The sequence below is a fragment of the Methylocapsa sp. S129 genome (assembly GCF_009765995.1).
Taxonomy (GTDB): Bacteria; Pseudomonadota; Alphaproteobacteria; order Rhizobiales; family Beijerinckiaceae; genus Roseiarcus.
In genome coordinates this window covers 26,559-52,055 of sequence record NZ_LMUI01000032.1, presented here as the reverse complement: position 1 = coordinate 52,055, position 25,497 = coordinate 26,559, and the positions used below count along the sequence as shown (strand labels likewise).

General features: G+C 60.8%; 21 protein-coding genes and 1 pseudogene. 11 read left to right on the top strand and 11 right to left on the bottom strand.

Going from position 1 to position 25,497, the window contains the following annotated elements:
• Positions 1-82: 82 nt before the first annotated feature.
• From cyoD to cyoA, 4 genes and pseudogenes are all read right to left on the bottom strand, one after another.
• Complete coding sequence (gene cyoD, locus GSQ90_RS20000; RefSeq protein WP_158816667.1) at positions 83-490, bottom strand: cytochrome o ubiquinol oxidase subunit IV; 408 nt, start codon at positions 488-490, stop codon at positions 83-85.
• Positions 487-1,014 carry a cytochrome c oxidase subunit 3 gene (locus tag GSQ90_RS32485; protein ID WP_256366622.1) on the bottom strand — a complete coding sequence of 176 codons (528 nt, stop codon included), beginning with the start codon at positions 1,012-1,014 and terminating at the stop codon, positions 487-489. Before GSQ90_RS32485 ends, cyoD begins: the two co-directional genes overlap by 4 nt.
• A gap of 144 nt (positions 1,015-1,158) precedes the next feature.
• Positions 1,159-3,138, bottom strand: a pseudogene (gene cyoB, locus GSQ90_RS19995) (cytochrome o ubiquinol oxidase subunit I); the annotation flags it as partial.
• Positions 3,138-4,034 carry a ubiquinol oxidase subunit II gene (gene cyoA, locus GSQ90_RS19990; RefSeq protein ID WP_158816665.1) on the bottom strand — a complete coding sequence of 299 codons (897 nt, stop codon included), beginning with the start codon at positions 4,032-4,034 and terminating at the stop codon, positions 3,138-3,140. The pseudogene cyoB and the gene cyoA, both read right to left, overlap by 1 nt.
• 569 nt (positions 4,035-4,603) lie before the next feature.
• Here cyoA and GSQ90_RS19985 point away from each other — a divergent pair.
• The 3 genes from GSQ90_RS19985 (at position 4,604) to GSQ90_RS19975 (ending at position 8,317) form a co-directional block, all read left to right on the top strand.
• On the top strand, positions 4,604-4,969 hold the full coding sequence (locus tag GSQ90_RS19985) for a hypothetical protein (RefSeq protein ID WP_158816664.1): 366 nt from the start codon (positions 4,604-4,606) through the stop codon (positions 4,967-4,969).
• 288 nt (positions 4,970-5,257) lie between these two features.
• Positions 5,258-5,548 (top strand): hypothetical protein, encoded by a 291-nt coding sequence (locus GSQ90_RS19980; RefSeq protein ID WP_158816663.1) that lies wholly within the window; start codon positions 5,258-5,260, stop codon positions 5,546-5,548.
• Positions 5,549-5,842: 294 nt separating this feature from the next.
• Positions 5,843-8,317, top strand: coding sequence for a mechanosensitive ion channel domain-containing protein (locus GSQ90_RS19975; RefSeq protein ID WP_158816662.1), 2,475 nt, complete (start codon positions 5,843-5,845; stop codon positions 8,315-8,317).
• Between the two features lie 332 nt (positions 8,318-8,649).
• Here the strand turns inward: GSQ90_RS19975 and GSQ90_RS19970 are convergent, their stop codons facing one another.
• From GSQ90_RS19970 to GSQ90_RS19960, 3 genes are all read right to left on the bottom strand, one after another.
• Positions 8,650-9,798: an amidohydrolase gene (locus GSQ90_RS19970; protein ID WP_158816661.1), complete on the bottom strand. Its 1,149-nt coding sequence runs from the start codon at positions 9,796-9,798 to the stop codon at positions 8,650-8,652.
• Between the two features lie 32 nt (positions 9,799-9,830).
• A complete protein-coding gene (locus GSQ90_RS19965; RefSeq protein ID WP_174247510.1) occupies positions 9,831-10,895 on the bottom strand; it encodes an ornithine cyclodeaminase in 1,065 nt (354 codons plus the stop codon).
• 176 nt (positions 10,896-11,071) lie between these two features.
• Entirely contained in the window at positions 11,072-11,530 is a 459-nt protein-coding gene (locus GSQ90_RS19960; RefSeq protein ID WP_158816659.1) for an Lrp/AsnC family transcriptional regulator, read from the bottom strand.
• A gap of 149 nt (positions 11,531-11,679) precedes the next feature.
• Here GSQ90_RS19960 and GSQ90_RS19955 point away from each other — a divergent pair, with 149 nt between their 5' ends.
• The 8 genes from GSQ90_RS19955 (at position 11,680) to paaE (ending at position 21,004) form a co-directional block, all read left to right on the top strand.
• A complete protein-coding gene (locus tag GSQ90_RS19955; RefSeq protein ID WP_158816658.1) occupies positions 11,680-15,123 on the top strand; it encodes an indolepyruvate ferredoxin oxidoreductase family protein in 3,444 nt (1,147 codons plus the stop codon).
• Positions 15,124-15,398: 275 nt separating this feature from the next.
• Positions 15,399-16,082 (top strand): TetR/AcrR family transcriptional regulator, encoded by a 684-nt coding sequence (locus GSQ90_RS19950; RefSeq protein WP_158816657.1) that lies wholly within the window; start codon positions 15,399-15,401, stop codon positions 16,080-16,082.
• Positions 16,079-16,996, top strand: a complete 918-nt coding sequence (gene paaX, locus GSQ90_RS19945; protein WP_158816656.1) for a phenylacetic acid degradation operon negative regulatory protein PaaX — start codon at positions 16,079-16,081, stop codon at positions 16,994-16,996. Before GSQ90_RS19950 ends, paaX begins: the two co-directional genes overlap by 4 nt.
• A gap of 134 nt (positions 16,997-17,130) precedes the next feature.
• Complete coding sequence (gene paaA, locus GSQ90_RS19940) at positions 17,131-18,117, top strand: 1,2-phenylacetyl-CoA epoxidase subunit PaaA (protein ID WP_158816655.1); 987 nt, start codon at positions 17,131-17,133, stop codon at positions 18,115-18,117.
• A 15-nt stretch (positions 18,118-18,132) separates the two neighbouring features.
• Positions 18,133-18,420 (top strand): 1,2-phenylacetyl-CoA epoxidase subunit PaaB, encoded by a 288-nt coding sequence (gene paaB, locus GSQ90_RS19935; RefSeq protein WP_158816654.1) that lies wholly within the window; start codon positions 18,133-18,135, stop codon positions 18,418-18,420.
• Between the two features lie 95 nt (positions 18,421-18,515).
• Positions 18,516-19,292 carry a 1,2-phenylacetyl-CoA epoxidase subunit PaaC gene (paaC, locus tag GSQ90_RS19930; RefSeq protein ID WP_158816653.1) on the top strand — a complete coding sequence of 259 codons (777 nt, stop codon included), beginning with the start codon at positions 18,516-18,518 and terminating at the stop codon, positions 19,290-19,292.
• Between the two features lie 20 nt (positions 19,293-19,312).
• On the top strand, positions 19,313-19,840 hold the full coding sequence (gene paaD / locus GSQ90_RS19925) for a 1,2-phenylacetyl-CoA epoxidase subunit PaaD (protein WP_371418413.1): 528 nt from the start codon (positions 19,313-19,315) through the stop codon (positions 19,838-19,840).
• A gap of 90 nt (positions 19,841-19,930) precedes the next feature.
• On the top strand, positions 19,931-21,004 hold the full coding sequence (paaE, locus tag GSQ90_RS19920) for a 1,2-phenylacetyl-CoA epoxidase subunit PaaE (protein ID WP_158816652.1): 1,074 nt from the start codon (positions 19,931-19,933) through the stop codon (positions 21,002-21,004).
• Between the two features lie 54 nt (positions 21,005-21,058).
• Here paaE and GSQ90_RS19915 read toward each other — a convergent pair whose 3' ends face one another.
• From GSQ90_RS19915 to paaK, 4 genes are all read right to left on the bottom strand, one after another.
• On the bottom strand, positions 21,059-21,370 hold the full coding sequence (locus GSQ90_RS19915; RefSeq protein ID WP_158816651.1) for an EthD family reductase: 312 nt from the start codon (positions 21,368-21,370) through the stop codon (positions 21,059-21,061).
• A 65-nt stretch (positions 21,371-21,435) separates the two neighbouring features.
• Positions 21,436-23,463, bottom strand: a complete 2,028-nt coding sequence (paaZ, locus tag GSQ90_RS19910; RefSeq protein WP_158816650.1) for a phenylacetic acid degradation bifunctional protein PaaZ — start codon at positions 23,461-23,463, stop codon at positions 21,436-21,438.
• Positions 23,464-23,504: 41 nt separating this feature from the next.
• Positions 23,505-24,137: a TetR/AcrR family transcriptional regulator gene (locus GSQ90_RS19905; protein WP_158816649.1), complete on the bottom strand. Its 633-nt coding sequence runs from the start codon at positions 24,135-24,137 to the stop codon at positions 23,505-23,507.
• A gap of 19 nt (positions 24,138-24,156) precedes the next feature.
• Positions 24,157-25,491: a phenylacetate--CoA ligase PaaK gene (gene paaK, locus GSQ90_RS19900; protein ID WP_158816648.1), complete on the bottom strand. Its 1,335-nt coding sequence runs from the start codon at positions 25,489-25,491 to the stop codon at positions 24,157-24,159.
• Positions 25,492-25,497: the final 6 nt, after the last annotated feature.

Here is a 25,497-nt window from a genome sequence, read left to right as displayed (position 1 = left end):
GGAGATCAAGACGGGTTCGTAGCGGATTCTCGAATATCTGCTGTCGCCGCTGCGCCAGTGAGGCGTATAACTTGAAGCATCCTCACCGCTGCATCCGCATGTCCATCATGTCGCTCGGAACCATCATATTCGTGTTGAGGTGGTACATGATCCACAACGAGCCGGCGATGACGATACCGACGATCAGCGCGCCGAAGGCGAGCGCGAGCGCGTTGTTGGTGTTGTCGGATCCTGTTGTTATGTGAAGGAAGAAAGCGAGATGCACACCCATTTGCGCGACGGCTAGCGCCGCCAACGCCATAGGGACGCCCGGCGAGTAGATCAGCCCATTGTCGCTCGCCACCCAGAACGAACCGACAGTCAGGGCCGCCGCGAGCGCGAGCCCGATAAGATAATTTCGCACACTTGCGGCGACGCTGTGTTCGCCGGTCTCCAAGTCGCCCGGCGCGGCGTCGACTGCGAGGGTTTCTATGGCGTCATGCTCGCTCATGCGCTGGTCCCCAGGAGATAGACGTTGGTGAATATGCCCACCCAGATGATGTCGAGGGCGTGCCAGAACAGGCCGAAACAAAGTCCGCGCCGCATGATGTCCGGCCGGAAGCCCTTGGTGTAGAACTGCGCCATCATCGTCCCGAGCCAGAGCAGCCCAATCGTCACATGTAGGCCGTGGCAGCCGACAAGCGTGAAAAAGGCGGAAAGAAAGGCGCTGCGATCCGGTCCGGCGCCCTCGCCCAGCATTTTCGCGAATTCCTTGACCTCGAGCGTGAGGAACGCGAGACCGAGGAGGCCGGTGATGAAATAGAAAACCTGCGTCCAGAGCTGGTTGCGCGCGTTGAAGGCGATCGTCGCCATGCCGCAGGCGAAGCTTGAAAGCAGCAGGCAGGCCGTCTCGATTGCGACGGTGCGCAAATCAAAAAGCTGCAAGCCGGTAGGCCCCGCGGCGGTCGCGTTCGAAAGAACGGCATAGGCGGCGTAGAAACCTGAGAACATGATGAAATCGGAGAGAAGAAACACCCAGAAGCCATAGCCGGTGATGATTCGTTTGGGGGCGGGCCCTTTGAAGCCGCCGTCGGGCTCGTCGCGCGCGCCGAGATTATGCGGGTCATGCGCGCTGGCGCCTGAATATTTTACGGGCGTGATACCTGGTTGGCGGCCCTCGACCAGGGGGATGCGCGCCTGGCGCCGCTTGGCGTCGATCTCGGCCAATTGCTTGGCCGACAATTCGAATTCCGAATGGTCTCGCCAAGCAAAAGCGACGAAGGTCGCGAAGGCGCCGACGAGGCCGAGCGCTGCGATCCACCAGATGTGCCAAATCATCGCGAAGCCGGTGACGACGGCGAAAAAGGCGACAACGAACCCGGTCGGGCTGTTGCGCGGCAGTTCGATCGCCGTGTAGGCAGGCAGATCGGTCAGCCGGTGTTGTTCGATCGCCAATTGCTTGACGCCCCAGTAGGCCTCTTCGCCCAGCACATTCGGCATCACTGCGAAATTGAACGCCGGCGGCGGCGACGCCGTGATCCATTCGAGCGTCCTGCCGTCCCAGGGATCGCCGGTCAGGTCGCGAAGCTGGTCGCGGCGGCGGATACTGACGATGAGCTGGACGATCTGACAACCAATGCCGATCATGATCACGACGGAGCCGCCCGCGGCGGCGATCAGCCAGGGGCGCCATTCCGCGACGTCGTAATGTTGCATACGCCGCGTCATCCCTTCCAGCCCGAGCACATAGAGCGGCATGAATGCGAGGTAGAAGCCGACCACCCAAAACCAGAAAGCGGCCTTGCCCCACCAATCGTCGAGCCTGAAGCCGAAGGCTTTCGGAAACCAGTAAGTATAGCCTGCGAAGGCGCCAAACAGCACGCCGCCGATCACCACATTATGGAAATGCGCAACGAGGAAAAGCGAGTTGTGCAGCACGAAATCGGCCGGCGGCACCGCGAGCAGTACGCCTGTCATGCCGCCGATCACGAACGTAACCATGAAGGCGAGCGCCCATAGGAGAGGCGTCTCGAAACGTATGCGACCTCCATAGAGGGTAAATAGCCAGTTGAATATTTTCACGCCGGTCGGCACGGCGATGATCATCGTCATGATCCCGAAGAATCCGTTGACGTCCGCGCCCGCTCCCATCGTGAAGAAATGATGCAGCCAGACCAAAAACGATAGAATGCAGATCGCCATGGTGGCGATGATCATCGAGCGATAGCCAAACAAGGGCTTACCTGAGAAGGTCGCGATCACCTCCGAGAAGATTCCGAACGCCGGCAGAATCAGGATGTAGACCTCGGGATGGCCCCACGCCCAGATCAGGTTGATATACATCATCGCATTGCCGCCAAAGTCCGTCGTGAAGAAATGGAACCCGAGGTAGCGGTCGAGCAACAGCATTGCGAAGGTTGCGGTGAGGATCGGGAAGGCGGCGACAATCAGCAGATTCGCGGCAAGCGCCGTCCAACAGAAGATCGGCATGCGCGTATAGGTCATCCCCGGCGCACGGATCTTGAGGATCGTCGTTACGAAATTGACGCCGGTCAGCAGTGTGCCGATTCCTGATATCTGCAGCGCCCAGAGGTAGTAGTCGACGCCGACGCCCGGCGAAAATTTCAATTCTGACAGAGGCGGATAGGCGAGCCAGCCGGTCTTGGCGAACTCGCCGACGACGAGTGACATGTTGACCAGCAACACTCCCGAAGCCGTCAGCCAGAAACTCACCGAATTGAAAGTCGGGAATGCCACATCGCGGACGCCCAATTGCAACGGGACCACAAAGTTCATGAGGCCGATCATGAACGGCATCGCCACGAAAAAGATCATGATCGTGCCGTGGGCGGAAAAGATCTGGTCATAGTGCTCAGGCGGCAGATAGCCTGGCGCATCATAGGCTAGCGCCTGCTGCGAGCGCATCATGATCGCGTCCGAGAACCCGCGCAGCAGCATCACCACCGCCAGCAGGCAATACATGACTCCGATCCGCTTGTGGTCGACCGAAGTGACCCACTCGCGCCAGAGATAGGGTGCGTAGCCTTTGACCGCGACCCAGGCCAGCACGCTGAGGATGGCGAGAATCATCAAAACAGACGCCGCTAGTGGGATCGGCTGATCGGATGGAATCGCCGACCACGTCAGCTTGCCAAGCATCAGCTTCCTCCACGCGGCGCCCGCGGCGCATCCTGACCGGCCGACCCTTCAGTGGGTCCTTGAGCGGGCGGTGCGGTTTCATTGACGATCGCATCGAAAAGCTTCGGATCGATCGAGCCATAGGTCACCGGCTTGTCCCTCTCACTTTGCTTTGCGAGGCGCCCATAACCTTCAGCGTTGAGGGTCGACCCGCTGGTTTTGGCGTCGGCAATCCATTTCGCGTACGCGTCGGTCGGCAGCGCGCGCACATCGAAATGCATGTCGGAGAAGCCGTCGCCGCTAAACTGCGCGGAAAGGCCCTGATAAGTTCCGGGCTGATCGGCTTGGAGCGTCAATTGAGATGTCATGCCGGCCATCGTGTAGATCTGACTACCAAGCTGCGGCACAAAGAAGCTGTTCATGACCCCGTTGGACGTCAGCTTGAAGTGCGCCGGCGCGCCGACAGGCAGAACGAGCTGGTTGAGGCTCGCCACGCCTTCGTTGGGATAAATGAACAACCATTTCCAATCGAGCGACACGACCTCGATTTCGAGCGGCTTCACTTTCGAGTCGAGGGCTCTATAGGGGTCGAGCGCGTGCGAGCCGAACCAGGCGATGCCGCCAAGAAAGGTGATGACGAGCGCTGGGATTGCCCAGACGATAAGCTCCAAAGTGCCTGAGAAGGCCCAGTCGGGCCAGTAAAATGCACGGGCGTTCGAGGCTCGGAACCACCAGGCGAACCCTATTGTGGCGACGATCACCGGGATGACGATTGTCAACATGATCGCCAGCGAATCGAAAAGAATGAGCCGCTCGGAGACGCCAACGGGCCCTTGCGGGTCGAGAACACCCCCGCAACCTTCGAGAGGGAATGCGAGGATCAAAGCCGTGACGGACGCTCTTTTCAAGAAGGACATGAGGGGATGCCTCTTCCATCGCCGCGCAGGCGGCGGTCCCCACGCGTATCTGATTTTATCAACGCGGGCGAGGAAGTCCATGATGCGAAAAGCCGCGGCATCGATACGTGGTGGAAAGAGCGATCGCTGGCTGTCTTCCGACCGAGGTTCAGGACTCGTTGATTACAGTCGGAAAAGGATGGCTGCGGCGATGCCGATACCGACAAGTCGGCGTGGGCGCAATGGTCGTGTCGGGTGTGGATGCGACGCCAATCCTCTAGAGTCTGAATCATCTAGATTGAATAGATTGAATCGAATGGGGATTCCCGGGCGGGCTTTGTTGTGATTCAGGATGCTGGCTGCGTCGGAGGTCAGCGCCCCATCTGCCGCTTACTCAGCAGAAACAAATAACCCATCGAAGCCTCCTTCAATGGAGGTCTTGAGCCCAGTCTCCGCGCCGCCGCATATTTTCGTCGCATTTGTTTCACCGAAAGACCTCATCCACGACGGCGAACGACCAAATTCATCCTGTATCAATGCTTCGTCAGGAAGGTGATCCTCCTCCGCCATAGCTACGGAAAGGAACGATCATGCGAAGATTGACGATGGTTGCCATTTGCGTCGCCGTGATCGTAGGGGTTCCCGCCTACGCACAAGTCGAGAAGGGGTATCCACCCTCAAACGAACTGCAGGACTCCGCTCCCCAACTTGGGCGCGCCGTTCCGAGCGTCACGATTGTCGCCTTAGAGACGTTGCCGCTTGAAATCCAACTGCAGGTCGGCGCCACGGTCGCGCAGTCTAGTAAGGAGGACATGCAAGTTCTTCGAAGGTCGATCGATGCCATGCCGGAAGCGTCGGCCGCGCTGAGGGCGAGAGGGTTGAACTCGGCGGAAGTCGTCGCTGCTCTCGTCGACGACGACGGCGGGCTGACGTTGATTACGCACGAAGAGGTATGATCGGACGAAGGCTGAGCGACGTTGTCGCGACGGTTGCCTGAGCCTTCGGGGAACGTCCTGCATGGGAGGCGCGCTGAGATGGCTGCGTCGCGCGGTTGACCTTTCGATGGACGTCGCTTGTCGATTCATCGCCGTGGCGACACCGTCGGAGTCCAGACGGAAAGCGTGTTTGTGAACGCGAGAGAATCACCGTGTGGCCGCATGCTTCGCCCCGTGGGCGGCACGCGGATTTTTGCGATGAAATAGCGCAACCCAGCGCAACCCGACGAAAGACAAAAGGAGCACGTGATGAAGCTATCTTCTGGAAGCATCGATCGGACCCTAATTCAATTCACCGCTGAAGCCGTTCCCAACGAACATCCGGTCGCCAAGCAGCTTCGAAGCAATTTTGGCGATCATACATTCTTCCTCGACGGAAACGGACTTAACATCGTCGAGCCGGGAGAGCCGTATCCGAATGGCGCTCCCACCGGGCGGGTCGTGAAGCTCGCCACTTGGACCGATGCAAGCAAAACGAGTCTCGCGCCGCATGAGCGCGTGTATACTGACATCATTGTCGCGCTTGACGAAGCCGCCTGATCTCAGGCTTTCGATGTCGAACGCCGTCGCCGATCCGCCGAACTCGTAGCCCCAGCACAAGCTGGCGCGTCGGCGGCGGTCTGCTGGATCTGAGTTGTCGGCCCTTTGTGACGGCGCCGCAGAGAACTTCGTAACTCGCGGCAATCTTCCGGCGCAGGACGCGTTCACACGCAGTCGAGAGACGCAGACCGCCGAGACTCATCATGTCGCGCGATCTCGCCATCTCGCCATGTTGTCGCCCAATCGGCTTGGCAACCTCGCCTAGATTCCACTGCTCCAGCCGGCGCCCATTCGATGACGAAGACGACCCTTTGCGTTCTTATTGTGACGCTATTCGCGATTGTGACGGCGCATGCCCAGACAGTCGCGCCGAATCCCAATCCCGCCGACACGCCGGCAGGCTCCTCATCGTTGACTCCCGCTGAGGCCGAAAGGGCGCTGAATGTCCTGGGGGACGCGGACAAGCGCGCTCAATTGATCGAAACCTTGCAGACCGTCGCGAAGGCTTCATCGCCCATTGCGCCCGCAAAGCCGGTCCAGCATGCGCCCGCCGCGCCGCTGTCGCTCAAACCCGACAGTTTGGGCGCGCAGCTTGTCGTGCAAGCAACCGGTTGGGCTGAAGACTTTTCAGACGAAATCGTCGCGACCGCCCGCGCTACGACCGACTTGCCGCTGCTCTGGCGCGGAATGGTCAGCTTGTCCTCGGACACCGACATGCAAGCCGCGGCGTTGAATGCGGGCTGGCGGCTCGCCCTTGTGCTCGGCTGCGCGCTCGCGATCGAGGCGCTCGTTGGCTTTGTGCTCCGCCGACCGCGCGCGGCGCTGGAAGTCGAACCCCAGAGTTCCAGCGACGTCGCGCAAAGACCTCATGACGAAACCCCAATTCCACGAACGCTGACGCTCGTCGAAGACATTTCTTCCTCGCCGACGCCGCCCGGGCAGGCGCCGTCCGGAGGCGCAAACTCCCTGAGATTGCTGCGCCGTCTGCCCCTGGCTTTGCTCCGGCTGGCGCTCTCGCTGCTTCCGGTCGGCGCTTTCGCCGCGGCGGGCGCGCTGCTTGCCGCGACGGAAGTCGGCGCGTCGGCATCCACGAGGCTCATCATATTCGAAGCGCTGAAGGCCTACATCCTGTGCCGCGCCATCGTGTGCGTCGCCCGGATGCTGGTCTCCCCCTCCAACCGGCGATTGCGTCTCTTGCATATGGGCGATCAGACGGCCGCCTATATCGAGATCTGGGTGCGCCGCATTGCCGTCGTAGCCGTCTTCGGCGCGACTTTCGTCGAAGCGGCGCAACTGCTCGAATGGAATGCGCACATTCACCACGCGATGGTCAAACTGGTCGCACTCGTCGTCAACTTGTTCTTGCTGACGATTGTCCTTCAGTGTCGTGCGCCGATCGCCAAGCAGATTCGCGCGGCGGAGGGCGCGCATGGGAGCCTCGCGATGCTGCGCAATCGGCTGGCGGGCACATGGCATTTTATCGCGATCTTTGTGATCGTGACGCTGTGGTTTGTCTGGGCGGCAAGACTCCAGGATGGCCTTTCTCGCTCCCTGCAACTCATTCTGATGACCATTGCCGTGATCGTTGTGGCGCGTCTCGGCGCTATCCTGGTTTTGGGCCTGCTCGACCGGATGTTTCATGTCAATCTCGATATGGCCAAACGCTTTCCCGGACTGGAGGAGCGCGCCAATCGCTATTATCCGTTGTTGCGAGGGGCCGTCTCCATTCTGATTGGCTGGGTGACTTTGGTCGCGCTTTTTGAAACCTGGGGGTTCGATGCGCTGGTATGGTTCCAGGGCGACGCGATCGGGGGGCGTCTGGTTTCCGCGCTTGTCACGATCGCGATCGCGGCGGCGGCGGCGGTGGCGGTCTGGGAGGGCGCGAACGCTGCCGCGGAGGCCCATCTTGCGCGGCTGGCGCGCGAGGCGCGTTATGCGCGATCGGCCCGGCTGCGAACGCTGCTGCCCATGCTTCGCTCGTCGCTCCTGATCGTTATTATCGCCGTTGTCGGCCTTACCGTTCTCAGCGAAATCGGCGTGAATATCGCGCCTTTGCTGGCCGGCGCTGGCATCATCGGCATCGCGATTGGCTTTGGTTCGCAGAAACTCGTTCAGGACCTGATCACCGGCCTTTTCCTGTTGCTGGAAAACGCCATGCAGGTGGGGGATTGGGTGACCGTCTCGGGCCTCTCGGGTTCGGTCGAGAATCTATCGATTCGCACCATCCGGCTGCGGGCCGGCGACGGCTCTGTTCACATCGTTCCGTTCAGCTCGGTCACCAGCGTGACGAATTCGAATCGCGGCGTCGGCAATGCAGCAATCAGCGTCAGCGTCGCCTATGAAGAGGATACGGACCGGGTCGGCGAGACGCTGAAAGAGATTGCCGCGGCAATGCGGCAAGAGGCGCAGTTCAAGGCGATGATGCTCGGCGATATGCAATTGTGGGGCGTGGACAAGCTGGACGGCGCGAGCGCGACGATCGTTGGCCAAATCACATGCACGGATTCGGGTCGATGGGCCGTGCAGCGGGAATTCAATCGACGCATGAAGAGGCGGTTCCAGGAACTTGGGGTTATAATCGCTGCGCCGAACCAATCCATATTGATCAAGCAGGCCTCTGGCTCACCAGATCCGGGCGGCGAACTCGATGAGACGACGTCTTCTGAGCGGTCGCTCGCGCATCCGGTTGCTCACGACCAACCAACGGAGACCCGCGAGCGGTCGCTGGAGAAGCCGGTCGCCAGCATGTTGCGAGGAACGCGCCGCTGATTCCGCCGGCGTAGGCGCATTCCGACGACGGCTCGTCGTTTTCGTCTTTGTCTCGTCGAATATGGGTGCGACCTTCTGGCCAGAGGGGACCGGTAACTTCGCTGGGATGACGGCAGGCGCGAATTATTGGGATTTAGCGGTTAATGACCATTGCTGTTCTATTATACGATGGGGTCGATCTTCGCGATTAGGTCACGTCGGCGCGGTGAACGACGCCGACGAGACAGTTTCCGTGGTTGAGAGAAGCGCGAAATCAATGTCTTGCGCCCAGCAATTTCCGAAAATCTCGCGTCACGGCTATCCCAATAGAGGTCGGCGCCGTTCGGAAAACGTCAGCCAAGCAGATCGCGTAGCGTTCGCATGAAAACCCGCGCGCCAACGCCAATCAGATCGTCGGGAAAGTCGTAATCGGGGTTATGCACGCTGGGGTGATTTTCGCCGGCGCCGAGCAGGAACATCGCCGCCGGCGTCCTTTTGCCGAAGCGTCCAAAGTCCTCAGAGCCGAGCGATGGCAGATGGTTCTCGTCATGGGGCACGCCCTCGGCGTTGAGCGCGCGTGCGAGGTGCGCGACCGCTTCTGGAGCGTTTTCGCAATGGGCGAAGACATCTTGATAGGAAATCTCGACGCCAAGGCTGGCCTCGCGCGCGACCGCATACGTCAGGCGCTCGGCCTCGACTTGCAGGCCTTCCATCTGGGCATCCGTTAAAGTGCGTAGCGTCGCCCATATTTCCGCCCGTCCAGGCGCGATGCCGAATGCGCGTTCGCCCATCTCAGCATGGGTCACGGTGATCATAGCGAAATCGCCATCGAGCGGACCGCCGCGGCCGAGCGCGGTCAGCGCCGGCATCAGTTTGACAATCGCGCTCATCGGCGAAACGCCGAACTCCGGCCTCGAAGCGTGCGCAGTCTTGCCTGAAATAATGATGCGCATGCCCCGCGACGCACAATTGACTGGGCCGATCTTCAGCGCGGCGTGGCCCAAAGGAATGCCTGGCATGTTGTGATAGGCGAAGGCGATGTCGGGCGCGATTCTCCGGAACTTGGGATCATCGATCACCGCCGCGGCTCCGACACCATTTTCCTCGGCAGGTTGGAACAACAATACGGCTCGTCCGCGCCGCGGGCGCTTGCGCCCCAGACCTCGCGCCAGCGCCGCCAGGGTCGCCATATGTCCGTCATGGCCACACATGTGGCCTCTCCCAGGCGTTTGCGAGCAATGAGCGTTGTTGGAGATTTCCTGAATCGGCAGGCCGTCGAGTTCGGCGCGGAACATGACGGTCGGTCCGGGCTCGCGGCCCTCGTATACAGCCGCGACGCCATGGCCGCCAAGTTCGACCAACAACTCGTCCGGCCGGGTATCGGCGAGAAACGTCTGCACTTCACGAGCGGTCTCGCGTTCCTCGCAGGATAGCTCGGGCGCGCGATGCAACTTGCGCCGCCACTCCACGAGGTCGACCATGTCTTGGTTGGTAAGGAACATCGTAAAACTCCACGTTTCAAGAATGGCGATTGCTACCAGACCGCCGACTTCTCTTCGGCGCGGCGCAACATGCCATAGAGGTCTCGTGGATCGTCGGGGTCGGCCAATAAGTCGAGGTTGATCGAGGGACTGCCAATTGCGAGCTGGTCGCGCACATAACGCAGCGCCGAGAAATCCTCGATGGCGAACCCGACGCTGTCGAACAGCGTGATCTGGCGCGCGTCGCGCCGGCCGCGGATCTGTCCGGCGATCACGCGCCAAAGTTCGGTGACTTGGTGATCGGGTTCCAATTGTTGAATTTCGCCCTCGATCCGAGTCTGCGGGGGATATTCAACGAAGATATCCGAGCGCAGCAAAATATCGCGATGCAACTCGGTCTTGCCCGGACAATCGCCGCCGATGGCGTTGATGTGCATGCCGAGGCCGATCATGTTGTCGGTCAGGATGGTGGCGCATTGCTTGTCAGCGGTGCAGGTGGTGACGATCTCAGCGCCAAGGATCGCCTCCTCGCTCGGCTCGCAGGCGACGACGTCGAGCCCAGCATGCACGAGATTGCGTGTCGCCTTTTGGGTCGCGGCGGGGTCGATGTCATAGAGGCGAACCTTATCGACGCCGCAGATCGTCCTGAACGCCAGCGCCTGAAACTCGCACTGTGCGCCATTGCCGATGATCGCCATCGTACGCGCGCCGGGAGGCGCCAGGTATTTTCCGGCCAGCGCAGAGGTCGCCGCGGTGCGCAGCGCGGTCAGGATGGTCATCTCGCACAGCAGTACGGGATAGCCGGTAGCGACGTCCGCGAGCACGCCAAACGCGGTGACGGTCTGAAGCCCTGACCGCGAATTCTTGGGGTGCCCGTTGACGTATTTGAAGCCGTAGCTAGCCCCATCGCTGGTCGGCATCAGTTCGATCACACCTTCGCGCGAATGGGCTGCTATTCTCGGCGTCTTGTCGAACAACTCCCAACGGCGGAGTCCGCCTCGATACGCGCCACGCGGCGCAAGCCAACGATTTGTCGTAAGCAGCGGAGGTAAAGCCGGCGACTGAACCGCCGGCCGAAGGATTGGACGTTGGGGCGGATTGCAGTTGTTCAAAGCCATCATCTTTGGATCCCCCGTAGGCGTCGCCGAAGCGGGTTAGTCCGGACGAAAGAGCTGACCAACATTGGCATTCGTCGCTGCTACCGCATCGCCGGTTTCGGCCACCCATCGAATAGGAAGCGTTTTCGTAAGGGCCGATCTATGCCGCGTTCTGCGCTGAAGGCTGCCGATGTCCCCTAAAGCGGGAGCCTGCTGGTCGCTTTGATCTCCTTGAGGATCAAATTCGTCCGAACATGCGCGAGCCCCGGCAGACGGAAGAGAAACTCATCAAGGAAGGCATTGTAGGCGTCCTTGTCGCGACAAACGACGCGAAGATGGTAGTCAGCCTCTCCCGTGGTCGAGAAGCATTCGAGCACTTCTGGTCTCTCGCTGACGCGGCCGATAAACGTCGTCACATGGGCGGCTTCATGCCGCGTCAGCGTCACGTGCACGACGGCGCTGAAGGTCAGGCCGACAGCTTCCGCGCTGATGATGGCTGGATGCGCCTTGATGACCCCAGCCTCCTCGAATTGCTTGACGCGCCGCCAGCAAGCGGACGCCGACATGCCGGCCCGGTCGGCCAATTCCTGATTGGAGATTCGCCCATCCGCCTGGAGGGTGCGCAAAAGCTTTCGGTCCGATTCCGTCAATTCCATACGGTTTCCCTGTTGGTATAGTTTCCCGATAAATTGATATTTTCTGGCAATTCATACCATAAATTGCAGCCACATTGGGGAAATATGAAGAGTTTATCCAATGATCTCGGTTAGAGTGCAGGGGTTATTTGAGGCGCGAGAACTGAATCATGGATCAGACTGACGAAACTAGGCTCGCGCCATATCGTCTCGAAGACCGAAACCTCAAGCAGAGCGGCCGGGTATTCCTGACCGGCACGCAGGCGCTTGTCCGCATTGCGCTCGACCAAGCCAGCCGCGATCGCGCGGCAGGGCTGAATACCGCCGGTTTTATTTCCGGGTACCGCGGATCGCCGCTCGGCGGCGTCGACCTGGAAATATGGCGCGCCAAGCGGCTGATCGCCGAGAACGGTATCGAATTCCTGCCAGCGGTCAACGAGGACCTTGCGGCGACCGCGGTACTGGGCTCACAGCAAGTCGAATCCAATCCCGATCGCAGGGTGGAGGGCGTATTCGGCCTCTGGTACGGGAAGGGGCCCGGCGTCGACCGGGCAGGGGATGCTTTGAAACACGGTAACGCCTATGGTTCCTCTCCGCACGGCGGCGTGCTGGTCGTCGCCGGGGACGACCACGGATGCGTATCCTCGTCGATGCCGCATCAATCGGACGTCGCCTTCATGGCTTGGTTTATGCCAACGCTGAACCCGGCGTCGATCGCCGAATATCTCTCCTTCGGCGAATATGGCTACGCGCTGTCCCGCTTCTCTGGCATGTGGGTCGGCTTCAAAGCGATCTCCGAAACGGTCGAGTCGGCTGCTTCCGTCGAACTTCATCCCGCCCGCGTCTTTCGCGAACCGGATTTTGTCGGCCCGGAGGGCGGTCTGCACTACCGCTGGCCCGATCTGCCCGGCCCGCAAATTGAGGAACGCATGGAGGCGAAGAAGAATGCAGTGTTCGCTTTTGCGGAGGCCAATCCGATCGACCGGCACATTTACGCCGTTTCGCACGCAAGCTACGGCATCGTCACTACGGGCAAGGCGCACCTGGACCTGATGGAGGCGCTGCGGCTGCTCGGGCTCGGCGAGGCGGAATGCCGCGAGAATGGCATCGACATTTACAAGGTCGGCATGGTGTGGCCGCTCGCCAGGCGCGATGCGCTCGATTTCGTGCGCGGCAAGCGCGAAATCCTCATCATTGAGGAAAAACGCGGAATTATCGAAAGCCAGTTCAAGGAATATTTTTACGACTACCCTGGAGACAAGCCTCATTGCATGGTCGGCAAGCGCGACGAGCAGGGTGAGCGATTGATCCCCTGGATCGGCGAGTTATCGCCGAGACTGCTGGCGCCGATCGTCGCAAAGCGCCTCGATGCGGTGTTTCCAGATCTTGGCCTCATCGAACGGGCGGCGACGCTGTCGCCTGATGCTGGACGGATCATCCAGATTTCCGGCGCGACCCGCACGCCCTATTTCTGCTCGGGCTGTCCGCACAACTCCTCCACCAAGGTGCCGGAAGGATCGAAGGCGCTCGCCGGGATCGGCTGCCATGTCATGGCGACCTGGATGGACCGGGAGACGACGTCGCTGATCCAGATGGGCGGGGAGGGGGTCAATTGGGCCGCCTCGTCCAAATTCACCGGCGCCGGGCACATTTTTCAAAATCTCGGCGAAGGCACCTACTATCATTCCGGCTCGATGGCGATCCGCCAGGCGATCGCCGCGAAGGCCAATATTACCTACAAGATACTCTACAACGACGCTGTCGCGATGACCGGCGGCCAGCCTGTCGACGGACCGATCAGCGTGAAGGCGATCGCCCATACCGTGCGCGCCGAAGGCGTGGCGCGCATCGCGCTGGTCTCGGACGATCCGAAGAAATTCCATCCCGCCGATTTTCCCGCAGGCGTGACCATCGACGACCGACGCGCTCTCGATCGCGTGCAGCGCGAGATTCGCGAGGTTCCCGGCGTTTCCGTGCTGATCTACGAACAGGCCTGCGCCACCGAAAAGCGCCGGCGACGCAAACGCGGCGCGATGGACGACCCCAAACGCTTTGCTTTCATCAACGATCTTGTCTGCGAGGGTTGCGGCGATTGTTCGGTAGAATCGAATTGCCTGAGCGTCGAGCCCATGGAAACGCCGTTTGGCCGCAAGCGAAAGATCAATCTCTCGAGTTGCAACAAGGATTTCTCCTGCCTGAACGGCTTCTGTCCGAGCTTCGTCACTGTCGAGGGCGCGACCCGCCGGAAGAAATCACACGCAAGCGGCTTGGCCGAAGACGCCCGTCGTCTGCCACTCCCAGTCTTGCCTTCGCTCGAACAACCTTATGATCTGCTCGTCACCGGCGTCGGCGGCACGGGCGTGATCACGATCGGCGCCGTCATCGTTATGGCGGCGCATCTTGAGGGCAAGAGCGCGTCAGTGCTCGACTTCACAGGGTTCGCCCAGAAGTTCGGAGCTGTGTTGAGCTATGTCAGGATTGGCTCGCATCCGGTCGCCATAAACCAGGCGCGAATCGATCAGGGATCGGCGGATGCGCTGATCGGCTGTGATCTGGTCGTATCGTCGTCGCCGAAGGCTTCGGGGACCTATCGGTTCGGGACAAGAGCGGTGGTCAATTCCGCCGAGATGCCAACGGGCGACGTGGTGCGCTTCCGCGACGCCGATCTTTCGGCGCGCGCGCGGCTCGCCGCCATAGCGCGCGTCGTCGGAGAGAGCAATCTCTCGACGTTCAACGCCAACGCGTTCGCAGAAGAGCTCTTCGGCGATACGGTGTTCGCCAACATGATTCTGCTGGGTCTCTCATGGCAGAATGGTCTCGTGCCGGTCTCACTCGACGCCTTGACGCACGCCATCGCGTTGAACGGCGTCGAGACTCAAAGGAATATCGAAGCCTTCGCTGCCGGACGGCTGGCCGCGGCGAAGCCGGACTTCGCTAGCGCAAACCGGCGAGAACCGCCTCCCGAAACATTGGATGAGGTCATCGCTCGCCGCGCCGCTTTCCTGGCGGCCTACCAGGATGACGCCTGGGCGAAGCGCTATCGCGCAACGGTCGAGCGCGTGCGCGCAGCGGAAAACGCTCATGGCTCCGACGTCCTCGCCGAAGCGGTCGCGCGCGCACTGTTCAAGCTGATGTCTTATAAGGACGAATACGAGGTGGCGCGCCTCCATATGGAAACCGGCTTTCTCGACGAACTCCGGCAGAATTTCGAAGGCGATTTCAAGGTCAATTATCACCTGGCTCCGCCGCTCCTGCCCTTGGGCAAGGATGCGCGCGGGCGGCCCCGCAAGCGGCAGTTTGGTTCGTGGATCCGGACGCCGTTCCGACTGCTGGCGCGGATGAAAGGTCTGCGCGGCACGTTTCTCGACGTCTTCGGCTACACGGCCGAACGACGCATGGAGCGCGAATTGATCGGATGGTATGAGTCGCTTATCGATGCGATGATTCTTCGACTTGGCTCGGAGCGGCCGCAAGCGCTGCTCGTTCTCGCCACGGCGCCAATGGAAATCCGCGGTTTCGGACCGGTGAAAGAGGGCGCTGCCAAGAGGGTAAAAGAAGAGGTCGCGATGTTGCTGCGACGTCGGGAACAACCGAACGATCGGTGCGCCGCCTAGCGCCAACGAAAGTCCCCGCAATGTTCGACGCTCGCGGCCTCGGCTTCGCCGGCGATGTCGCTCGCAACACCGCGTTGATCCGCCTCGCCTCGGTCGCAGGATCGTTTCCGACCGCGAGGCCGTCGTTTGTGGGGCGGGTTTGGACCGATCGACCAACCGGACAATCTTTGCTATCTGATGATCACGAGGGCTCCTACGCTGGGGGCCAGTGATCGCGACGCCGGGCTTCGCTCCAGCCGCGTCGGCTCCCATGGACCGCGAGCGGATAGGATCCGATGGCTAGAACCCGCGCCCATGATTATGACGCCAAGCGCCTCTCGATCTTGCGCCGTTCGGCCGAGCTGTTTGCACAGTTTGGGTATTCGGGCACGTCGATCACGATGGTCGCAAGCGCCTGCGGCGTCTCCAAGGCCCTTCTCTATCACTATTATTCGGATAAGGAGGCGGTCCTCTTCGACATCCTTTTCTTCCATCTGGAGGATCTGATCGTGGCGGTGGAGAAGGCGGCGCAGTCCGCGACCGATCCAGAGCAGCGTTTATACGCCATTGCGGCGGCGTTGCTCGAATCCTATCGCGACGCGGATGCCGAACATCAGGTGCAGATCGCCAATCTCAAGCTATTGCCTGAGGGCAAGCAGGAGCAGCTTCGCGATATGGAGCGGGTGCTTGTGACAGCTCTTTCGAACGCGCTTGCGGAGGCGGCGCCGGCCATCGGACGCGGGCCGCTTTTGAAGCCGCTCGCAATGTCAATCTTTGGGATGTTGAACTGGCACTATCTCTGGTTCCGTGAGGGCAAGGGATTGACCCGCGACGATTATGCCCACCTCGTCACGCGACTTGTTACGGCCGGCGCCGCGAGCGCGGCCGGCGCACTGGCCTCAGCGCCCCCGCACGCCAAAGCCGCAACACGAAGCGCTGAGCAGGTTGCGACGGTCCGAGCTGCGCGCCGCAGAGCATGAGCGATAAGGCCATTTCGAAAGCCGAGCGGGCTAGCGATCGGCGAGGGTCGCGCGCCGCTCTCGCCCAGATACTCGATCAGCTTCGCGGGGAGCCGTCGCGCACCTGGTCCATCATCATCACGGTCTACGGCGACGCCATCGTGCCGCGCGGCGGATCTGTGTGGCTTGGCACGCTGCTGGCCTTTTTCCGGGCTTTGGACATTTCGGACGGCGTCGTTCGCACGGCCATGTCGCGCTTGGCCTCCGATGGCTGGCTGGAGCGCAGTCGCGTCGGGCGCAATAGTTTCTATCGTTTGGCGGAGAAGGGGCGCGCCACTTTTGCCGAGGCGACGCGTCACATCTACGCCGCGCGCCCTTCGAACTGGGCGGGCCATTTCGACCTTGTTCTTTTGCCCAACGGACCGGAGCGCGACGTCGTTCGCTCCACGCTCGAGCTTGCCGGGCTCGGCAGTCCGACCGCTGGCGTCTGGGTGGCGCCGGGCGGACGTGACTTGCCAACCTCGGTGCAAGCGGCGTTGAAACTGGAGGCGAGCGGAGATGTATCCACCCTGCGAGAACTCGCCGCCCGTAGCTGGCCTTTGGCCGCGACCGCCGAAGCATATCTCAAGTTCATCGCGACATTCGAGCCCATGCGCGCATCCCTTGGAGCCGGGGAGCTGTTGAGCGACCTCGACGCGCTAGCGGCGCGCATCCTTCTCATTCATGAATATCGGCGCATCGCGCTGCGCGATCCCATTCTGCCGGTGGAAGTCCTTTCCGCAGACTGGCCCGGCGGCCGCGCGCGAGCGCTATGCGCGAATCTCTACAAGGACCTCGCCGCTCCATCCGAACGCTGGCTTGACGCACACGCCGTGGATGAAACCGGCGGCCCGCTGCGCCAGGCGCCGGAGGTGTTCAGGCGCTTCAGCGAATAGACCGCGGCGTTACCGGTCGGCGACCCATTTTCTTCGGCGAGCGGCGGCGCTGCGCCAATATGTTACAGAAAAATGTTGCAATCATAATTTCTGTAATATATATGTTCGTCAAGGTCGGGGGAGGAGAGCGGCACATGTACACGCAGGCGCTCAATGCTGAGCCGGACAGCCCGGCGCGCAAGGCGGAGGACGCGGTTCTTCTGGCCCGTTTCCAGGAATGCGTCGACGCCGAAGAGCGGATCGAGCCCAACGACTGGATGCCGGCGGCCTACCGTCGGACATTGACGCGCCAGATTTCCCAGCACGCGCATTCCGAGATCGTCGGCATGCTCCCCGAGGGCAATTGGATTACCCGCGCCCCCTCGTTGCGCCGTAAAGCCGCCCTGCTCGCCAAGGTGCAGGACGAATGCGGCCACGGTCTCTATCTCTACGCCGCCGCCGAAACGCTCGGCGTCTCCCGCGAGGAGCTCGTCGACCAGCTCCTCTCCGGGAAGGCGAAATATTCGTCGATTTTCAATTACCCGACCCTCACATGGGCGGACATCGGCGCCATCGGCTGGCTGGTGGACGGCGCAGCGATCATGAACCAGATCCCCCTTTGTCGCTGCTCCTATGGCCCCTACGCCCGCGCCATGATCCGCGTGTGCAAGGAGGAAAGCTTTCATCAGCGCCAAGGCTACGAGATTATGCTCACTTTGGCGCGCGGCAAGGATGCGCAAAAGGCGATGGCGCAAGATGCGCTGAACCGCTGGTGGTGGCCGTGTCTGATGATGTTCGGGCCGCCGGATGCGGCCAGCCAGCACGGCGATCAATCCGTCCGCTGGAAGATCAAGCGCTTCTCCAATGACGAGCTGAGACAGAAGTTCGTCGACGCGGCCGTGCCGCAGGCGCAATATCTGGGCTTGGCTATTCCGGACCCGAATCTCAGGTTCAATGACGAGACCGGCCATTGGGAATTCGGCGCGATCGACTGGGAGGAGTTCCGGCAGGTGATCGCCGGCAACGGCCCCTGCAATCGCGATCGCCTCGCCACGCGTCGGAAGGCTCACGAAGATGGAGCCTGGGTGCGCGAGGCCGCCCTCGCTTATGCCGAGAAGAGGCGCATTCGGGCTGCCGCCTGATCGGGAGGAAAATCCATGGCTGGTTCCGCAACCCCCCTTTGGGAAGTGTTCATCCGGTCGCGAAACGGGTTGAGCCATAAGCATGTGGGCTCGCTGCACGCCGCCGACGCGACTTTGGCGCTGCACGCCGCGCGCGATCTTTACACCCGCCGCGGCGAAGGCCTGTCGATCTGGGTCGTGCCGTCAAACGCCATCACGGCGTCCGATCCCGCTGACAAGGGCATGATGTTCGAGCCGGCGGCCTCCAAGATTTACCGTCACCCGACGTTCTACGAAGTGCCCGAGGAAGTCGGGCATATGTGACGCGTTCAAACGCACAGGCCGCTTCGGAGCGCCAGAGGCGGAAAAGAGTGGAACGAAAGACTCGCGTCGCGTTGCTTGCGGAGAGAGGAACCGTCATGGAATCAGGATCCATCCAGGTGACGGAGACGCCACTCGTCCTCTTTGTGCTGCGTCGGGCTGACGATGCGCTCATTCTGGGTCATCGCCTGTCCGAATGGTGCGGCGTCGCTCCGGCGATGGAGGAGGATATGGCGCTTGCCAATATGGGCCTCGATCTCATCGGCCAGGCCCGCTCGCTCTACGCTTACGCGGGCGAGGCAGAAGCCGTGGGCCACGACGAGGACGCCTTCGCGTATTGCCGCGATGAGCGCGCGTACCGCAATCTGTTGCTGGTTGAACAGCCCAATGGCGATTTCGCCAAAACCATGGCGCGCCAATTCCTCTATGCCGCCTTCGCTTACCCCTACTGGCGCGCCATGATGGGCTCCGCGGACGCGATGCTTTCGGCGATAGCCGCCAAGTCCGAGAAGGAGATGGCGTATCATCTGCGCTATTGCGCCGAATGGATCGTGCGTCTTGGCGACGGCACAACGACGAGCCATGCGCGCGCGACGGCCGCCATCGAGGAGCTCTGGCCGTTTACCGGAGAATTGTTCGAGGTCGACGGGGTCGAACGCGCGGCGATCGCTGAGGGGATTGGCGTTGACCTTGAGACGCTGCGTGGCGCGTGGCGCTCTTCGGTCGCGGAAATATTGGAGAAGGCGGCCTTGAAAATGCCTGCAGACGGCTGGATGCAGAAAGGCGGCCGCAATGGCCGTCACAGCGAGCATCTCGGACATCTGCTCGCCGAGCTGCAATATGTGCAGCGCGCCATTCCGGGAGCGATCTGGTGATTTCAATCGCCGAACATCGCATCGACGCGCCTCGCGTTCCAGCCGCGCCGGCAAGCGAGCGCCGTCCCGAAGATTTGCGCGCCGAGGTATGGCGCATTGCCGGAGCGGTCGTCGATCCGGAGATCCCGGCGCTCTCGATCGCCGACCTTGGCGTGCTGCGCGACATCCGCGTCGACCGCGGTGCGATCGAGATATTCATCACGCCGACTTATTCCGGCTGTCCGGCGATGAATGTGATCGCGGTTGAGATCACGCTCGCGCTCGCCAAATCGGGCCTCGGACCTGCGCGGGTGACGACGGTGCTGTCGCCCGCCTGGACGACCGATTGGATGAGCCAAGAAGGCCGGCGCAAGCTTAAGGAATACGGCGTCGCCCCGCCGCAAAACGGCGGCGGTCGTCGCGCTCTGTTCGGCATCGAACAGATTAACTGCCCGCGATGCGACTCTGCCGATACGGCCCAGATTGCCGAATTCGGATCGACCTCATGCAAGGCGCTATGGCGCTGCAATAGTTGCCGCGAGCCCTTCGACTACTTCAAATGTCATTGACGAGCAGGTGACATGATGCCCGGCGCAAGGACAATCGCGGCTTCTTCCGTTCCCGCTGCTCCAATTCTGCTTGAACCCTCGAGCGTCGGCATGTCGCCGCGCTTTCATCGTCTGACAGTTTCCGACGTGAGGCGAGAAACCAGGGATGCCGTCTCGATCGCCTTTATCGCGCCTCCGCATCTTGCCGCCGACTACCGTTTCTCCGCAGGTCAATATTTGACAATTCGCGCCACTTTGGAAGGCGAAGAGGTGCGCCGCTCCTATTCCATCTGCTGCGGGCCCGACGACGGCGAATTGCGCGTCGCCGTGAAGCGCGTGGAGAGCGGCCTGTTTTCCTCGTGGATCAACGCCGGTCTGAGGGTCGGCGACGAGCTCGACGTAATGACCCCGACCGGACGTTTCGGTCTGTCCAATTGCCCTGGCGATGGCCGCATTCACGTGGCGTTCGCCGCGGGCTCGGGCATCACGCCCGTGCTCTCCATCCTGTGCGGCGTGCTGACGCGCGAGCCGGACAGCCGATTCTTCCTTTTCTATGGCAATCGCTCCACAGCCGATATGCTGTTTCATGAGGCGCTCGAGGATCTCAAGGACCGCTTTCTGAACCGCCTCTCCCTCTTCTACGTGCTGAGCCAGGAAGAGCAGGATCTGGCCGTTCTCAACGGACGACTGGACGGCGAGAAGGCCCGCCTTCTCCTGCGCGCGCTGGTCCCGATCGCGGCGGTGGACCATGTTTTCATCTGTGGTCCGTCTGGCATGATCGACGATCTGCAGACTGCGCTGAGCGCCATCGGGTTGGCGCGGGAAAAGGTGCATGTGGAGCGTTTTGTCTCCGCCTTCGAGGGGCGTCCGAGAGACAAACCGCAGATCGTTCAGGAGATCGCACCCGCGCATACGGCCTCGTTGATCGTAGATGGAAAGCGTCGTGACATTCCGGTCGCGAAGGGCGAAGCCATTCTCGATGCTGCGCTGCGGGCGGGGATGGATCTGCCATTCGCCTGCAGGGGCGGAATGTGTTGCACGTGCCGAGCCAAGGTTACCGAAGGCGCGACAGAGATGAATGTGAACTATTCCCTCGAGCCCTGGGAGCTGGAGGCGGGTTTTGTGCTCACCTGTCAGGCCCATCCGACAAGCGCGCGCGTCGTCGTGGACTTCGATCAGATGTGAGACGACTTGTTATGGTGTTGCGTTCTGACCCGAATAAACGACGCTGAACAAGTCCTATTCCAGGATCTCGTTGATCTGGACGGTTGCTTGCGCGTTCGTGAAGTTTGCAATGTCGGCAAAGATATCACGGCCGTGGGCCTTTCCGGCGGCCTTGAAATGCTCGATTGAGCCGAATGTCAGCAGCGCCATCATCTGATAGTCAGGAGCGCTACCGTCTGGCTTTCCGGCTCCGCGTACAACCTGGACATTGCTCAGGCCGTATGAAGTCCAGCGATCTTTCAGGAGTGGAATATGTTTGCTTAGATAATAGTCGATATCGAACTTGGTTTCCGCGCCGGCAGGGTACATCACCGTGATTAAAATCATCGTCATCTCCTTTGAATGTGAGGATGCCATCCGGAACACATTTGCGCCGATTAGGTGAAAATGGATCAAGGCCGTACGGCATTCATGGTCAGCAATTCATAGGTCGCCGCGGTTTCGTCGGTTGCGGTTGTGATCTCGACATCCCAACGCACTTCGCCATACTGTTTGTTGCGGGGCGATTTTTCTTTGGCGGTCAGTCGAACCTTGATCGCCTCGCCGGGCTGCACAGGCTTCACGAAACGCAATGAGTCTAGGCCGTAATTCGCCAGAACCGGACCGGGATCCGGATCCACGAACAGCCCCGCCGCGAATGATAGCAGCAGATAGCCGTGGGCGACGCGGCCTGGAAAGAACGGATGGTTTTTGGTCGCCTCTTCATCCATATGGGCATAGAAGGTATCGCCAGTGAAGTGGGCGAAGTGTTCGATGTCGTCGAGCGTGATTGTGCGTTCTTTGGACAAGAACGTTTGACCGATATCGAGGTCTTCAAAATGATAGCGGAATGGATGGCGATCCTTTTCGATTATCGGAGCGCCCTTCGACCAACCGCCAGTAACGCTGGTGAGCATCCTTGGCGATCCCTGTAACGCGGTTCGCTGCATGTAATGATGCAGACTGCGGATGCCGCCCAGCTCTTCGCCGCCGCCGGCGCGGCCAGGGCCGCCATGCACCATCTGCGGCATAGGAGAGCCGTGGCCGGTTTGCTCCCTGGCGCAATCGCGGTCGATGATGACAAGGCGGCCGTGGAAACAGCTAATGCCGAAGACAAGATCGGCGGCAATGCCGATGGCGTGAGTGTAGACGGATGCCACGAGGCTGCCGCCGCCACGATTAGTGAGTGTGATCGCTTGTTCCAGGTCTCTGTAGCCCATTACGGTGCAGACCGGGCCAAATGCTTCAATCTCATGGACGCTAGTAGCACGGGCGGGGTCCGCACAATGCAGCAGCATTGGCGGAACAAACGCACCGCGGTCAGCGTCGGCCCCTTCGACCGCGAAATTGTTAGGGTCGCCAGCGACAAGCTCCGCCTCTGCGCGGAGCGTCGTCACGTGGGCCAGTAGGTCGCGCCGCTGATCGAGACCGACGAGCGGTCCCATCCTGACAGTCTCCAGCTCGGGATTGCCGATCGTGATCTTGGCGAGCCGCTCGCGCACCGCAGAAATGACGGCGTCCGTATGGACAGACGGCGCGAATGCTCGGCGGATCGCGGTGCATTTCTGTCCGGCCTTCACCGTCATTTCCTTCGCTACTTCCTTGATGAAGAGGTCGAATTCAGGCGTGCCGGGTACTGCGTCAGGCGCCAGGATCGCGGCATTGAGCGAATCCCGCTCGGCGATGAAACGCACGGCTTCTCGAGCGATCACAGGATGCCGTTGCAATTTCTGCGAAGTTTCGGCGGACCCTGTAAATGAGACGACGTCCTGGCAGGTGAGATGATCGAACAGATCACCCGTCGAGCCTATGATGAATTGAAAAGCGCCTTCAGGGAGAATGCCCGATACGGCGATCATTCGCGCCAGCGCATGGGCGACATATGATGTCACCGTAGCGGGCTTCGTGACTACCGGTACACCGGCGAGCAGGGCCGGCGCTAATTTTTCCAGCATGCCCCAGCAGGGAAAGTTGAATGCGTTGATATGTACGGCGACGCCATGCATTGGCGCTAGAATGTGTCGTCCGATGAAATTTCCGCCCTTGGATAGCGATTCGACCGCGCCGTCGAACAGGAATTTTGCATTTGGCAATTCCCGCCGCCCCTTGCTCGCATATGCGAACAAAGTGCTGATGCCCCCATCGACGTCGATCATATTGTCAATGCGGGTGGCGCCAGTCTGGAATGATAATTTGTAGAGTTGATCCTTGCGTTCGGTCAGGTACTGCCCGAGCTTCTTCAGCATGTCGGCGCGCTGATGGAAGGTCAGGGGTCGCAAGTTCTTGCCGCCGGTCGTGCGGGCAAAAGCGAGAAGCTCGCGCATATCAAGGCCGCCACCGGACGCTTGCGCCACCACCTCGCCAGTAACGGCGCTGCGGATATCGACGACCTCGCGGCCGGGGGCCGCCCATTGTCCGCGAACAAAGCTTTCGAGTTTCATGAGATATCTCTCGCGTGGTTGTTGAAAGTTTTGGCCAATGGTCATCTTCGGCGCGCAACGGCTCGCGCCGGCGCCGGCTGCAGTATGAGATCGCGCGTGCCATCAACGATCAATTGCGTCACGAGCTCGGCATAGTCGGCGCGCGTCACGGGGCCGGGGCTCTTGAACCAGAGGTAATGCCAGTTGATCATGCCAAACAATGACATCGTCACCGGCTTCAGCAGTGTGGATCCGTTGATTTGTGGCGCGACCGCCGATACGGCGTCAGAGAATGTGCCGACCAAGTTGCGCTCCATGTTCTTGAGCTCCGTCTGACGCTCGTCTGACAGAAAGCGCATGCTGCTGATCTGGACGCTATGTTGGGCGTCCGCATCGCGATAGGCCTCAAGTAGAGCAGCTACTAGCTGACGCAATCGCTCCTTAGGTGCGAGGCCGGGCTGATCCGCAGCCTCGACAACCTGCAACAGCTCTTCAAGGTGGAAGCGGATGACGTCGAACAGCAGTTCGTCCTTATCCGTGTAATAATGATAGAGATTGGCCTTGGATACGCCGCATGCAATCGCAATCTTGTTCATCGATGCGCGGTCGTAGCCGTGTTCGGAAAACAACTCGGCTGAACGATCGAGAATCGCTCGGCGTTTGTGGTCGTAATTGTTGGCGCGGGCACGGGCCATCTTGAATAGAATTCCTTTTCTAGTTCTGCGGCCGACGGTCGACGATGCGCCGGGCCTTTCCAGCCGAGCGCTCGATGCTGTCGGGATCGCGGATGATCACCTTCGACGAGATGCCGATGGTGTCTTTGATCGCCTGCTCGAGCCGATTGGCTGCCGCCTTGCGAATCTCGAGTGCGGTGGACCCAGGGCGAGCCTCCACGTGCACCTCCATCTCGTCCATCCGGCCGCTTCGCGTGAGCACCAGTTGGTAATGCATCGACAGTGCAGGGATGGTCAGCAATTTTTCCTCGATCTGGGTCGGAAACACATTGACGCCGCGCAGGATGATCATGTCGTCGGTTCGTCCGGTGACCTTCTCCATGCGTCGCATCGCCCGAGCTGTGCCTGGAAGCAGCCTGGTTAGATCGCGGGTCCGGTAGCGAATAATGGGCATCGCCTCTTTTGTTAGCGAGGTGAACACCAGCTCGCCCTCTTGGCCGTCCGGCACAACCCGTCCTGTATGGGGATCGATAATTTCGGGATAGAAATGGTCTTCCCAGATGTGCAGGCCGTCCTTGGTCTCCACGCATTCGCTTGCAACGCCCGGGCCGATGACCTCGGACAGGCCGTAGATATCGACCGCGTGAAGATCGAACGCCTCTTCAATCTCTTCGCGCACCGCGTTGGTCCACGGCTCTGCGCCGAAGATTCCAATCCGCAGCGAGGATTTTCGGGGATCCAGGCCCTGTTTCCTGAACTCGTCAAGGATGGCCAGCATGTAGGACGGCGTGACCATGATGATATCGGGCTTGAAGTCGGTGATGAGCTGGACCTGACGTTCCGTCATACCGCCGGAGACCGGAATCACGGTGCAACCCAGACGCTCCGCACCGTAGTGCGCCCCAAGACCTCCGGTAAAAAGTCCGTAGCCGTACGCATTGTGCAACTTCATTCCGGCGCGTCCGCCCGCGGCTCGGATCGATCGCGCGACCACGTCGCTCCAGATCTCGATATCGCGCTTGGTGTAGCCGACAACGGTCGGCTTGCCGGTGGTGCCGGACGAGGCGTGAATGCGCGTGATCTGCCGCTCGGGCACGGCAAACATTCCAAACGGGTAATTGTCGCGGAGGTCAGCTTTGACGGTGAAGGGGAATTTTGCGAGATCGTCGAGGCTCTTGAGATCGTTCGGATGAACGCCGACCGCGTCAAACTTTGCACGATAATGCGGCACATTGTCGTACGCGTGACGCAGCGACCATACCAGTTGCTGGCGCTGCCAGGCGCAGAGTTCCTCGATCGTCGCCAACTCGTAGCGGTCGAGTTCGGAGGGCAGAGGCTTGAGCCGATCAAGCTTGCGCAGTGGAATCTGAAGCATGGAGCC